The organism is Pacificispira sp., from assembly GCF_965228185.1.
In the GTDB taxonomy this organism is placed as follows: Bacteria; Pseudomonadota; Alphaproteobacteria; order UBA8366; family Aestuariispiraceae; genus Pacificispira.
The window spans coordinates 1-15,362 of record NZ_CBDDHE010000003.1 but is presented as its reverse complement, the minus strand read 5'-3'; the positions used below and the strand labels follow the sequence as shown (position 1 = coordinate 15,362).

At 65.1% G+C, this 15,362-nt stretch carries 1 protein-coding gene (running past one end of the window); it reads right to left on the bottom strand.

Annotated features, from left to right (window positions below; genetic code table 11):
- Positions 1-15,265, bottom strand: partial view of a DUF5801 repeats-in-toxin domain-containing protein gene (locus tag ACO06O_RS03810; protein ID WP_421876446.1) — the start only. It extends 19,031 nt beyond the left edge of the window; only the first 15,265 of its 34,296 coding nucleotides appear in the window; the start codon lies at positions 15,263-15,265; the stop codon falls past the left edge of the window.
- Between the last annotated feature and the right edge of the window lie 97 nt (positions 15,266-15,362).

The following is a 15,362-nucleotide window of genomic DNA, read 5'->3' as shown; positions in this document are numbered from 1 at the left end:
CGACCACCAACTGCTCGGAAACCGCCTCGGTCGGGTCGTAGCCAAGCTGACCCGCGACGCCGGATTCCGGGGTCGCCTTGACACCCAGGCCGGGCCCGCCGGTCGAATTGCCGACCGACACATTGTTCGCCGACAGGGTCGTCAGATTGCCGTTGCCGTCGATCTGACGCGCCGAGACGGTGAAGCCGGTATTCGGATCGTCGTAGGTTTCGGTGTCGATCCGTCCGGTCAGGATGGTCGGTCCGCCGGTCGTCAGCTCGTTGACCGTCGCCACCGGCACGTCGTCGACAATTTCGACGCCGAAGCTCTGCGGCACAACCGCATCCACCAGACCGTCGATCGCATCCTGATCGAAGTCCTTCTCGGCCAGCGCCGCCGCACTCGGACGGCCTTCGATGTTGAAGGTCAGGCCCTCGATGTTCTGACCGTTCGCATCCTGGTGATCCAGCGCATCCTGCAGCGTGAAGGTGTATTCGCCCGTCGCCGCGTCGATCGACACGGTGAAGACCGGACGCGCATTCGTGCCGCCCGCATCCGCCGTCGCCGTCAGCACGCCATTGGCTTGCGAGAAGGTAATCGCGTCGCCATTGCTGGTCAGACCGGTCGGCAGGTTGACGAAGGTGAATTCCAGATCCGCCGCCGTCAGACCGGTCGGGGCGTTGGCGTCCGCCGGCCCGTCCGCGCCGTAATCGATGCTGATGAGGTCGCCCGTGCCGAAGCCCAGATTGCCTGTCGCCGACAGGCTTTCCTTGGTGTCGTCCGTCCCGTCGGCCAAGTCGTCCTCGTCCAGCGAGACAGACTCCGCCCCTTGAACGCCCGAAACGTCCACGACGGCCTCCGGAACATCGTCCGTCACGTCGACGCCGAAGCTCTGCGTGATCGTCTGACCCGACAGCGCGTCGGCGGCGTCCTGATCGAAGTCTTTGACCGCGTCGATGGCCGCCTGGCTCGGCACGCCTTCGACCGCGAAGGCCAGACCTTCGACGTTCTGACCGTTCGCATCGGTGTGATCGATGCTGTCCTTCAGCGTGAAGGTATAGGAACCGTCGGCGTTCAGTTCGACCGTGAACACTTCGCGACCGCCGGCTTCCGCCGTCAGCGTGTCGGTGCCAGCATCATAGCTGTAGGTCACAGCATCGCCCTGGCTGGTCAGACCCGCCGGGCCCGTCACCGTCCAGTCCATGTCCGCGTAGCCCAGAGCCGCAGGAGCCCCGGCTGCCGCGCCGTCCGCACCATAGTCGATGGTCACCAGATCCCGGCCACCGGCCAGACCCAGATCGCCGCCCGTCGACAGGCTTTCCTTCGTATCGTCCGTCCCGTCCGCCAGATCGTCTTCGTCGACCGATCCGGTGACAGCCGTTCCGACCGCGGACTGGTTCGCCATCGCTTCCGGCACATCGTCCGTCACGTCGACGCCGAAGCTCTGCGTGATCGTCTGACCCGACAGCGCGTCGGCGGCGTCCTGATCGAAGTCTTTGACCGCGTCGATGGCCGCCTGGCTCGGCACGCCCTCGACCGCGAAGGCCAGACCTTCGACGTTCTGACCGTTCGCATCGGTGTGATCGATGCTGTCTTTCAGGGTGAAGGTATAGGAACCATCGGCATTCAGCTCGACCGTGAACACTTCGCGACCGCCGGCTTCCGCCGTCAGCGTGTCCGTGCCCGCATCATAGCTGTAGGTCACCGCATCGCCCTGGCTGGTCAGACCCGCCGGGCCCGTTACCGTCCAGTCCATGTCGCCATAGCCCAGAGCCGCAGGCGCACCCGCGGCCGCGCCATCCGCGCCGTAGTCGATGGTCACCAGGTCGCGGCCACCGGCCAAACCCAGATCGCCGCCCGTCGACAGGCTTTCCTTCGTGTCGTCCGTCCCGTCCGCCAGATCGTCTTCATCGACAGAACCCGTCACGGCCGTACCGACCGCAGACTGGTTCGCCATCGCTTCCGGAACATCGTCCGTCACGTCGACGCCGAAGCTCTGCGTGATCGTCTGACCCGACAGCGCGTCAGCCGCATCCTGATCGAAGTCTTTGACCGCGTCGATGGCCGCCTGGCTCGGCACGCCTTCGACCGCGAAGGCCAGACCTTCGACGTTCTGACCGTTCGCATCGGTATGATCGATGCTGTCCTTCAGCGTGAAGGTATAGGAACCGTCGGCATTCAGCTCGACCGTGAACACTTCACGACCACCGGCTTCCGCCGTCAGCGTGTCCGTGCCCGCATCATAGCTGTAGGTCACCGCATCGCCCTGGCTGGTCAGACCCGCCGGGCCCGTCACCGTCCAGTCCATGTCGCCATAGCCCAGAGCCGCAGGCGCACCCGCAGCAGGACCATCCGCGCCATAGTCGATGGTCACCAGATCCCGGCCGCCGGCCAGACCCAGATCGCCACCCGTCGACAGGCTTTCCTTCGTATCGTCCGTACCGTCCGCCAAATCGTCTTCGTCGACGGACCCGGTGACAGCCGTGCCGACCGCACCCTGGTTCGCCATCGCTTCCGGCACGTCGTCAACGACATTCACCTGGAAGCCGTGGCTGATCTGGACATCGCCGGCCGAAACCGTGTCACCATCCCCGTCCGTCACGGACTGGTTGGAGGTGACGGTCCCGGAGACGCCGAAATTCAGGGCGATGGTGTTCTCGCCGCTACCGGCCGCATGGTCGATGCTGCCCTGCAGGTTGAACGTATAGGTATCGTCCGAATTCAGCGTGACGGTGAAGATCGTCTCGCCATTGGCCGAGCCGGTCAGCACATTGCCGGTCTGGCTGTAGGTGATCGCTTCGCCGTTGGAGGTCAGCCCCGCCGGGCCGGTGATGGTCAGATCCGCCGGATCGTAGGTGACCCCGCTGCCCGAGGCCTGTGCCCCGTCGGCATCGGCGCCGAGCGCCGCCGAGAAGGCAATGCCGCTGAGACCCAGCGCACCGGTGGCGGAGGTCGACTCGCTGCCGTCCGTACCGTCGGCGGTGTCGTCCTCGTCCACGGTCACGGACTGTGCCGCGATCGGGCCGGAAACCTGCACCAGTTCCGGAACATCATCGACGACATCGATATTGATGCGGCCGACCGCTTCGGAGCCGTTGCCGTCGGTGACGACGACGTCGAAGGGCAGATCCTCGATGACATTCTCGCCCGCACCCGCCGGGTGGTCGAGATTGCCGGTCAGATCAAAGGTATAGCTGTAGCCGTCGGTCGGATTGCCGTTCAGGCTGAGCGTGAAGACCGTATCCGTGCCATTCGACGCGGTGATCGTCATGCCGTCGGACGACAGGGTATAGGTGACCGTCTGACCGTCGGAGGTCAGGCCCATATCCACCAATTCCTGCGGGATGCTCAGGACGATCGGATCGGTCGCCGCTGCGCCGTCTTCGCCGAAATCGACATTGATGTCCTGGCTTACCGAAGACACGCCGGTCTGGTCGGTGCCACTGTCGACATCGCCCGGCTGGGTGCCCAGATCGTCCTCGTCGACCGAGCGATTGCCGGTCGGCGCGTCCGGCTGGCCAGGCTCCTTGAAGGTGATGGTCGGGACGTCTTCGCCGATCTCGATCCGCTGGGTCGCGGTATCGGTGTCGCCGTCGCCATCGACGATCGTGTAGGTGAACGGGTCGATGACGTCGTTTTCGACGTTATTCGGCACGTCCTCATTGGCCTGATAGGTCCAGGAACCGTCCGAATTGACCGTCAGCGTCCCGTATTGGGTCGAGACGGTATCGCCGGCATTGGCCACCTGCGGGTCGCCGTTGACGTCGTTGTAGGTGAAGCTGGTCAGCGTGATGCCGTCCGCCCCGGCGATGTCGTTGGTCAGGACGTTGCCGCTGATCGGGTCGCCGCCTTCTTCCGCCTTGACGCTGTCGTCGTCCTTGGCTTCCGGCACGTCGTCCCGGACGTCGATTTCGATCACGCCGCGCGCCGTCGAGCCGTCACCGTCGGTCGCGACCAGAGCGAAGGGAATGTCCTCGATCAGGTTCTCACCCAGCCCGGCCGCATGGTCGAGCTGCCCGACCAGATCGAAGGTATAGGTGTAGCCGTCCGTCGGATTGCCGTTCAGCGCCATCGTGAAGACGGTCTCGCCGCCCGCAGACGCCGTGATCACCGTGCCCGACGCATCCAGCGTATAGCTGAGCGCCTGGCCGCCGGAGGTCAGGTTTTTGCCGATCAGACCGGACGGATCGCCCGCCGTGTTCGGATCTTCGAACAGCAGCGCATCGCTGGCCGCCGGGCCGTCATTGCCGAAATCGACCGCGACCGGACGCGTCACCAGGGACGCGTCGCTTTGATCAGACCCATCGACGGAATCCGTCGGGGTGGCCAGATCGTCCTCGTCGACCAGGCCGCCGCCCGTTGCGGTCGGCTCGCCCGAGCCGCTCGGCGGCGGGAAGTAGATTTCCGGACCGTCATCGCCGATGACGATATTAACCGTCGCCGTGTCGCTGTCGCCGTCGCCGTCGGTCAACGTGTAGTTGAAGTCGTCCGAGACATCCTGGCCGCCGACATTCACGACGTCGAGATCGGCCGTATAGGTCCACGCGCCGTCTGCACCGACGGTCAGCGACCCGTGCAGCGTATCGACGGTGACACCGTTGACCGGATCGACCACGGCGGTCGCGGCATTGCCGCTTTCATCCGTATAGGTGATCGCGGTGATCGTCGCGCCATCCGCACCCTGCGTATCGTTGTCGATCAGAAGGTTGCCGGTAACGGAATTGCCCGTCGTCTCACCCGCCTGCTCCAGGCGGTATTCGCCATCGTCCTTCGCATCCGGGACATCGTCGCGGACGTCGATTTCGATGACACCCGTCGTGGTCGAGCCGTCGCCATCGGTCGCGATCAGACCGAACGGGATATCCTCGATCAGGTTCTCGCCGTCACCCGCCGGGTGATCCAGATTGCCCACCAGATCAAAGGTATAGCTGAACCCGTCCGTCGGATTGCCGTTCAGCGACATCGTGAAGATGGTCTCGCCGTTCGCCGTGGCGGTAATCGTGTTGCCAGCCAGCGAATAGGTCAGCGCCTGGCCGCCAGAGGTCAGGCCCTTCGCGATCAGACCCGTCGGGTCGCCCGGTGCGTTCGGATCCTGCAGCACCAGCGGATCGGTCGCCGCAGGACCGTCTTCGCCGAAGTCCACCGCGACCGGACGCGTGACCAGGGACGGATCGCTCTGATCCGACCCGTCGACCAGATCGCCGGGCTGGTTCAGATCGTCTTCGTCGACCAGGCCGCCGCCCGTTGCCGTCGGCTCGCCCGAACCGCTCGGCGGCGGGAAGTAGATTTCCGGACCGTCGTCGCCGACCACCAGATGAACGGTGGCAGTGTCGGAATCCCCGTCGCCATCGGTCAACGTGTAGTTGAAGTCGTCTTCGACATCCTGACCGCTGACATTCACGATGTCGGTGTCGGCGGTATAGGTCCAGGCGCCGCCGGCATCGACGGTCAGCGTACCGTACTGCGTATCGACGGTGACACCGTTGACCGGATCGACCACGGCGGTCGCGGCATTGCCGCTTTCGTCCGTATAGGTGATCGCGGTGATCGTCGCGCCATCCGCACCCTGCGTGTCATTGTCGATCAGCAGGTTGCCGGTCACCGTGTTGCCGGTGCTGTCGCCCGCCTGTTCCAGACGGTATTCGCCATCGTCCTTCGCATCCGGCACATCGTCGCGGACGTCGATTTCGATCAGACCCGTTGACGTCGAGCCGTCGCCGTCGGTCGCGATCAGACCGAACGGGATATCCTCGATCAAGTTCTCGCCGTCACCCGCCGGGTGATCCAGATTGCCCACCAGATCAAAGGTATAGCTGAACCCGTCTGTCGGATTGCCGTTCAGCGACATCGTGAAGATGGTCTCGCCGTTCGCCGTCGCCGTGATCGTGTTCCCGGTCAGCGAATAGGTCAGCGCCTGGCCGCCAGAGGTCAGGCCTTTCGCGATCAGACCCGTCGGGTCGCCCGGCGCGTTCGGATCCTGCAGCACCAGCGGATCGGTCGCCGCAGGGCCGTCCTCGCCGAAGTCCACCGCGACCGGACGCGTGACCAGGGACGGATCGCTCTGATCCGACCCGTCGACCAGATCGCCGGGCTGATTCAGATCGTCTTCGTCGACCAGGCCGCCACCCGTTGCCGTCGGCTCGCCCGAACCGCTCGGCGGCGGGAAGTAGATTTCCGGACCGTCGTCGCCGATCGCCACCGCAACATTCGCGGTGTCCTGATCGCCGTCGCCGTCCTGCAGCGTGTAGGTGAAGTCGTCGCGCACATCCTGGCCGCCGACATTCTGAACATCGCCGTCGGCGGTGTAGCTCCAGGTACCGTCTGCATTGACGGTCAGCATCCCGTGCTGGGTGTCGACAGTGACACCGTTGGTCGCATCGACCGTCGCCGTCTGCGTCGCACCGTTCTCGTCGGTATAGGAGATTTCGACGATGGAGGCGCCTTCGCTGTCGGCGCCGACCGTGTCGTTGTCGGTTAGCAGGTTGCCTTCGACCACATTGCTAGTCGTGCCGCCGGCCTGCTGGACGCGGTAGACACCGTCGTCGCGCGCTTCCGGCACGTCGTCGATGACATCGATCTCGATCGTGCCGGACGCCGTCGACCCGTCACCGTCGGTAACCGTCACGGTGAACGGGATGTCGGAGATCAGATTCTCGCCAGCACCCGCCGAATGATCCAGGTTGTCCACCAGATCGAAGGTCCAGCCATAGCCATCCGTCGCGTTGCCGGTCAGCGTCATGGTGAAGACCACCGCGCCGCCGACACCGGCCGTCGCGGTGATGGACTGACCGCCCGGCGCGGTCGAGTAGACCAGGCCGACGCCGCCGGAAGACAGATTCATGGCGGTAAGCTCGGTGGGGACCGACAGTTCGACCGCCGAGACGCCATCCTGGCCACCGTCGATGGTCAGCGTGCCGGACACCGCGCTGCTGCCCGCGCCGTCCGTCCCGGTTTCGCCGTCGCCTTGGGCCGGGGACAGGTCGTCCTCGTCCACAAACGCGCCGTCCGTGCCCAAATTGGGGTCGCCGGGAGGCGGCGGGTTGACGGTGATCGTCGGCTTGTCGTCACGCACCTTGATCGGCTGTTCCGCCGATGCGGTATCGCCGTCGCCATCCGTGATCGTATAGGTGAACCCATCCGACAGGGCCGTGCCGGTCGGAGCATGATCGGCCTCGTTATTCGGCGTATAGCTCCACGTGCCGTCGCTATTGACGGTCAGTTGGCCATACTGGGTCGTCACCGTATCGCCGGCCGGCGCCGTCGCCAGTTCGCCATTGGCATTGGTGTAGCGGAAGGCCGTCAGGCTCGCCCCGTCGCTGTCCGCGCCGAAGCTGTCATTGGCAAGGACGTTGCCGGCAACCGTCGAACCGCCCTCGGTCGCGAAGACCGTCGCGTCGTTCTTGGCCACCGGGATATCGTCGGTCACGTCGACGCCGAAGCTCTGCGTGATCGTCGCCGCATCCAAGCCCTCGATGGTGTCCTTATCGAAATCCATCGCGTCCAGAACGGAATCCTTGACCGTCCCGGTCAGACCGAATTGCAGGTTCAGGGTGTTCTGACCCTGGCCGGCCGGATGGTCCAGCGTGTCCAGCAATTCGAAGGTGAAGGATCCGTCGCCGTTCAGCGTGACCGTGAAGACATCGCGGCCGCCCGCCGTACCGGTCATGACATTGCCGGTCTGGCTGGTCGACACCGCGTCGCCCTGGCTGGTCAGCTGGGCCGGGCTGGTGACGCTGATCGCGAAATCGAAATCATCGTATTGCAGGGCGGTCGGCGCGCCATTGGCGGGCCCATCCGCACCATAATCGATGGAAACCAGATCGCGTCCGGCCAGACCCAGATTGCCGGAGCTCACCAGATCGTTGCCGTCGCCATCCGCGACATCGACCGTCAGGCTGTCCTTGCCGGAAATGAGGTCGTTTCCACCGTTCAGATCGTCTTCATCGACCGCCGCGGTATCGGCCGTGCCGACCGCGTTCTGCAGGAAGGTCGCCACCGGAACATCGTCCGTCACGTCGACGCCGAAGCTCTGCGTGATCGTCTGGTTGGCCAGCGCGTCGGCGGCATCCTGATCGAAGTCTTTGACCGCATCGATGGCCGCCTGGCTCGGCACGCCTTCGACCGCGAAGGCCAGACCTTCGACGTTCTGACCGTTCGCATCGGTGTGATCGATGCTGTCCTTCAGCGTGAAGGTATAGGAACCGTCGGCATTCAGCTCGACCGTGAACACTTCGCGACCGCCGGCTTCCGCCGTCAGCGTGTCCGTGCCCGCATCGTAGCTGTAGGTCACCGCATCGCCCTGGCTGGTCAGACCCGCCGGGCCCGTTACCGTCCAGTCCATGTCGCCATAGCCCAGAGCCGCAGGCGCACCCGCGGCCGCGCCATCCGCGCCGTAGTCGATGGTCACCAGATCGCGGCCACCGGCCAGACCCAGATCGCCGCCCGTCGACAGACTTTCCTTCGTATCGTCCGTCCCGTCCGCCAGATCGTCTTCGTCGACCGATCCGGTGACAGCCGTTCCGACCGCGGACTGGTTCGCCATCGCTTCCGGCACATCGTCCGTCACGTCGACGCCGAAGCTCTGCGTGATCGTCTGACCCGACAGCGCGTCGGCGGCGTCCTGATCGAAGTCTTTGACCGCGTCGATGGCCGCCTGGCTCGGCACGCCCTCGACCGCGAAGGCCAGACCTTCGACGTTCTGACCGTTCGCATCGGTGTGATCGATGCTGTCTTTCAGGGTGAAGGTATAGGAACCATCGGCATTCAGCTCGACCGTGAACACTTCGCGACCGCCGGCTTCCGCCGTCAGCGTGTCCGTGCCCGCATCATAGCTGTAGGTCACCGCATCGCCCTGGCTGGTCAGACCCGCCGGGCCCGTTACCGTCCAGTCCATGTCCGCGTAACCCAGCGAGGCCGGAGCCCCGGCCGCAGGACCATCCGCGCCGTAGTCGATGGTCACCAGGTCCCGGCCACCGGCCAGACCCAGATCGCCACCCGTCGACAGGCTTTCCTTCGTATCGTCCGTGCCATCCGCCAGATCGTCTTCGTCGACCGATCCGGTGACAGCCGTTCCGACCGCAGACTGGTTCGCCATCGCTTCCGGAACATCGTCCGTCACGTCGACGCCGAAGCTCTGCGTGATCGTCTGACCCGACAGCGCGTCAGCCGCGTCCTGATCGAAGTCTTTCACCGCATCAATGGCCGCCTGGCTCGGCACGCCCTCGACCGCGAAGGCCAGACCTTCGACGTTCTGACCATTCGCATCGGTGTGATCGATGCTGTCCTTCAGCGTGAAGGTGTAGGAACCGTCCGCGTTGAGCTCGACCGTGAACACTTCACGACCGCCGGCTTCCGCCGTCAGCGTGTCCGTGCCCGCATCGTAGCTGTAGGTCACCGCATCGCCCTGGCTGGTCAGACCCGCCGGGCCCGTTACCGTCCAGTCCATGTCCGCGTAACCCAGAGCCGCAGGAGCACCCGCCGCCGCGCCATCCGCGCCGTAGTCGATGGTCACCAGATCCCGGCCACCGGCCAGACCCAGATCGCCGCCCGTCGACAGGCTTTCCTTCGTGTCGTCCGTCCCGTCCGCCAGATCGTCTTCGTCGACCGATCCGGTGACAGCCGTTCCGACCGCGGACTGGTTCGCCATCGCTTCCGGCACATCGTCCGTCACGTCGACGCCGAAGCTCTGCGTGATCGTCTGACCCGACAGCGCGTCGGCGGCGTCCTGATCGAAGTCTTTGACCGCGTCGATGGCCGCCTGGCTCGGCACGCCTTCGACCGCGAAGGCCAGACCTTCGACGTTCTGACCGTTCGCATCGGTGTGATCGATGCTGTCTTTCAGGGTGAAGGTATAGGAACCATCGGCATTCAGTTCGACCGTGAACACTTCGCGACCGCCGGCTTCCGCCGTCAGCGTGTCGGTGCCCGCATCATAGCTGTAGGTCACAGCATCGCCTTGGCTGGTCAGACCCGCCGGGCCCGAAACCGTCCAGTCCATGTCGCCATAACCCAGAGCCGCAGGAGCCCCGGCTGCCGCGCCGTCCGCGCCATAGTCGATGGTCACCAGATCCCGGCCACCGGCCAGACCCAGATCGCCACCCGTCGACAGGCTTTCCTTCGTATCGTCCGTGCCATCCGCCAGATCGTCTTCGTCGACCGATCCGGTGACAGCCGTTCCGACCGCAGACTGGTTCGCCATCGCTTCCGGAACATCGTCCGTCACGTCGACGCCGAAGCTCTGCGTGATCGTCTGACCCGACAGCGCGTCAGCCGCGTCCTGATCGAAGTCTTTCACCGCATCAATGGCCGCCTGGCTCGGCACGCCCTCGACCGCGAAGGCCAGACCTTCGACGTTCTGACCATTCGCATCGGTGTGATCGATGCTGTCCTTCAGCGTGAAGGTGTAGGAACCGTCCGCGTTGAGCTCGACCGTGAACACTTCACGACCGCCGGCTTCCGCCGTCAGCGTGTCGGTGCCCGCATCGTAGCTGTAGGTCACCGCATCGCCCTGGCTGGTCAGACCCGCCGGGCCCGTTACCGTCCAGTCCATGTCCGCGTAACCCAGAGCCGCAGGAGCACCCGCCGCCGCGCCATCCGCGCCGTAGTCGATGGTCACCAGATCCCGGCCACCGGCCAGACCCAGATCGCCGCCCGTCGACAGGCTTTCCTTCGTATCGTCCGTCCCGTCCGCCAGATCGTCTTCGTCGACCGATCCGGTGACAGCCGTTCCGACCGCGGACTGGTTCGCCATCGCTTCCGGCACATCGTCCGTCACGTCGACGCCGAAGCTCTGCGTGATCGTCTGACCCGACAGCGCGTCGGCGGCGTCCTGATCGAAGTCTTTGACCGCGTCGATGGCCGCCTGGCTCGGCACGCCCTCGACCGCGAAGGCCAGACCTTCGACGTTCTGACCGTTCGCATCGGTATGATCGATGCTGTCCTTCAGCGTGAAGGTATAGGAACCGTCGGCGTTGAGTTCGACCGTGAACACTTCGCGACCGCCGGCTTCCGCCGTCAGCGTGTCCGTGCCCGCATCATAGCTGTAGGTCACCGCATCGCCCTGGCTGGTCAGACCCGCCGGGCCCGTTACCGTCCAGTCCATGTCCGCGTAACCCAGCGAGGCCGGAGCCCCGGCCGCAGGACCATCCGCGCCGTAGTCGATGGTCACCAGGTCCCGGCCACCGGCCAGACCCAGATCGCCACCCGTCGACAGGCTTTCCTTCGTATCGTCCGTGCCATCCGCCAGATCGTCTTCGTCGACCGATCCGGTGACAGCCGTTCCGACCGCAGACTGGTTCGCCATCGCTTCCGGAACATCGTCCGTCACGTCGACGCCGAAGCTCTGCGTGATCGTCTGACCCGACAGCGCGTCAGCCGCGTCCTGATCGAAGTCTTTCACCGCATCAATGGCCGCCTGGCTCGGCACGCCCTCGACCGCGAAGGCCAGACCTTCGACGTTCTGACCATTCGCATCGGTGTGATCGATGCTGTCCTTCAGCGTGAAGGTGTAGGAACCGTCCGCGTTGAGCTCGACCGTGAACACTTCACGACCGCCGGCTTCCGCCGTCAGCGTGTCGGTGCCCGCATCGTAGCTGTAGGTCACCGCATCGCCCTGGCTGGTCAGACCCGCCGGGCCCGTTACCGTCCAGTCCATGTCCGCGTAACCCAGAGCCGCAGGAGCACCCGCCGCCGCGCCATCCGCGCCGTAGTCGATGGTCACCAGATCCCGGCCACCGGCCAGACCCAGATCCCCGCCCGTCGACAGGCTTTCCTTCGTGTCGTCCGTCCCGTCCGCCAGATCGTCCTCATCGACAGAACCGGTGACGGCCGTGCCCACGACCGCCTGGTTGTTCGTCACCGCCGGGACATCGTCCACGACATCGACCGTGAACGAACCCGTTGCGGTTTCACCGTCGCCATCGGTCAGCGTGACCGTGAATTCCAGATCGTTGATGACGTTCTCGCCCGAACCCGCCGGGTGATCCAGATTGCCCACCAGATCGAAGGTCCAGCCAAAGCCGTTCGTCGCGTCGCCGGTCAGCGTCGCGGTGAATACCGTCTCGCCGTTTGCCGTCGCGGTGACCGTCGTCCCGTTCGTCGCATAGCTGATCGGGTGACCGTTCGAGGTCAGACCCATCGCCGTCAGCGACGGCGCCGCGTCGATCGTCAGCGACCCGAAGCCCGCATTGCCGACATCCAGCGTGATCGGACCCGACACTTCGGACGCACCCGTCCCGTCGGTCCCGACATCGTTGTCGCCCTGCGCCAGGGTCAGATCGTCCTCGTCGACGAAGGCCCCGTTCGCGCCCAGATTCGGATCGCCCGGATCCGGCGGGTAGACCGTGATCGACGGACCCTTGGTCACCGTCAGGTCCAGAACCGCCGTATCGGTGTCGCCATCCGTGTCGGTGATCGTGTAGGTGATCCCTTCCGTGACCGAATTGGCCCCGTTGAAATTCACCACATCGTTCGGTTCGAACGTATAGCTGCCGTCCTGGTTCAGCGTCAGCTTGCCGTATTGCGTGTCGACCGGCGTGCCGAAAGTCCCGGCAACCGGCGCCCCGCCGCCAGCCGGCGTATAGGTGAAGCCCGTCACCGTCAGCGTACCGTCGGTATCCGCGCCCGACAGATCGTTCGTCAGAACGTTCCCCGTCAGATCCGCACCGCCCGCCTTCGTGCTGCCGCCATCGTCATCCGCCGCTACAGGAACGTCGTCGACGATCGAGACACCGAAGCTCTGCGTCAGCTTCGCGCCGGCCAATCCGTCGATCGCATCCTGATCGAAATCCTTTCCGGCCAGGGCCGCCGCGCTGGGCACGCCCACGATGTCGAAAGTCAGGGCTTCGATATTCTGACCGTTGGCGGTCTGGTGATCGATATTGTCCTGCAGCGTGAAGGTGTATTCGCCTGTCGCCGCGTTGATCGAAACGGTGAAGACCGGACGCGCATTCGCGCCGCCCGCATCCGCCGTCGCCGTCAGCACGCCATTGGCTTGCGAGAAGGTAATCGCGTCGCCATTGCTGGTCAGACCGGTCGGCAGCGTGCTGGCGTCGAAGCTGAATTCCAGATCCGCCGCCGTCAGGCTGGTCGGGGCGTTGGCATTGGCCGGCCCGTCCGCGCCGTAATCGATGCTGATCAGATCGCCCGTGCCGAAGCCCAGATTGCCCGTCGCCGACAGGCTTTCCTTGGTGTCGTCCGTCCCGTCGGCCAGGTCGTCCTCGTCCAGCGAGACAGACTCCGCCCCTTGAACGCCCGAAACGTCCACGACGGCCTCCGGCACATCGTCCGTCACGTCGACGCCGAAGCTCTGCGTGATCGTCTGACCCGACAGCGCGTCAGCGGCGTCCTGATCGAAGTCTTTCACCGCATCGATGGCCGCCTGGCTCGGCACGCCTTCGACCGCGAAGGCCAGACCTTCGACGTTCTGACCGTTCGCATCGGTATGATCGATGCTGTCCTTCAGCGTGAAGGTGTAACTGCCGTCGGCGTTCAGTTCGACCGTGAACACTTCACGCCCACCGGCTTCCGCCGTCAGCGTGTCCGTGCCCGCATCATAGCTGTAGGTCACCGCGTCGCCCTGGCTGGTCAGACCCGCCGGGCCCGTCACCGTCCAGTCCATGTCGCCATAGCCCAGAGCCGCAGGCGCACCCGCCGCAGGACCATCCGCGCCGTAGTCGATGGTCACCAGGTCGCGGCCGCCGGCCAGACCCAGATCGCCGCCCGTCGACAGGCTTTCCTTCGTATCGTCCGTCCCGTCCGCCAGATCGTCCTCATCGACAGAACCGGTGACGGCCGTTCCGACCGCGGACTGGTTCGCCATCGCTTCCGGAACATCGTCGGTCACATCAACGCCGAAGCTCTGCGTGATCGTCTGGTTGGCCAGCGCGTCGGCGGCGTCCTGATCGAAGTCCTTCACCGCATCGATAGCCGCCTGGCTCGGCACGCCTTCGACCGAGAAGGCCAGACCTTCGACGTTCTGACCGTTCGCATCGGTGTGATCGATGCTGTCCTTCAGGGTGAAGGTATAGGAACCGTCGGCATTCAGCTCGACCGTGAACACTTCGCGACCGCCGGCTTCCGCCGTCAGCGTGTCGGTGCCCGCATCATAGCTGTAGGTCACCGCATCGCCCTGGCTGGTCAGACCCGCCGGGCCCGTCACCGTCCAGTCCATGTCGCCATAGCCCAGAGCCGCAGGCGCACCCGCAGCAGGACCATCCGCGCCATAGTCGATGGTCACCAGATCCCGGCCACCGGCCAGACCCAGATCGCCGCCCGTCGACAGGCTTTCCTTCGTATCGTCCGTGCCGTCCGCCAGATCGTCTTCGTCGACAGAACCCGTCACGGCCGTACCGACCGCGGACTGGTTCGCCATCGCTTCCGGAACATCGTCCGTCACGTCGACGCCGAAGCTCTGCGTGATCGTCTGACCCGACAGCGCGTCGGCGGCGTCCTGATCGAAGTCTTTCACCGCATCGATGGCCGCCTGGCTCGGCACGCCTTCGACCGCGAAGGCCAGACCTTCGACGTTCTGACCGTTCGCATCGGTGTGATCGATGCTGTCTTTCAGGGTGAAGGTGTAGGAACCGTCGGCGTTCAGCTCGACCGTGAACACTTCGCGACCGCCGGCTTCCGCCGTCAGCGTGTCCGTGCCCGCATCATAGCTGTAGGTCACCGCATCGCCCTGGCTGGTCAGACCCGCCGGGCCCGAAACCGTCCAGTCCATGTCGCCATAGCCCAGAGCCGCAGGCGCACCCGCAGCAGGACCGTCCGCGCCATAGTCGATGGTCACCAGGTCGCGGCCGCCGGCCAGCCCCAGATCGCCGCCCGTCGACAGGCTTTCCTTCGTGTCGTCCGTCCCGTCCGCCAGATCGTCTTCGTCGACAGAACCGGTGACGGCCGTGCCCACGACCGCCTGGTTGTTCGTCACCGCCGGGACATCGTCCACGACATCGACCGTGAACGAACCCGTTGCGGTTTCACCGTCGCCATCGGTCAGCGTGACCGTGAATTCCAGATCGTTGATGACGTTCTCGCCCGAACCCGCCGGGTGATCGAGATTACCCAACAGATCGAAGGTCCAGCCAAAGCCGTTCGTCGCGTCGCCAGTCAGCGTCGCGGTGAATACCGTCTCGCCGTTTGCCGTCGCGGTAACCGTCGTGCCGTTCGTCGCATAGCTGATCGCGTGACCGTTCGAGGTCAGACCCATCGCCGTCAGCGACGGCGCCGCGTCGATCGTCAGCGACCCGAAGCCCGCATTGCCGACATCCAGCGTGATCGGACCCGACACTTCGGACGCACCCGTCCCGTCGGTCCCGACATCGTTGTCGCCCTGCGCCAGGGTCAGATCGTCCTCGTCGACGAAGGCCCCGTTCGCGCCCAGATTC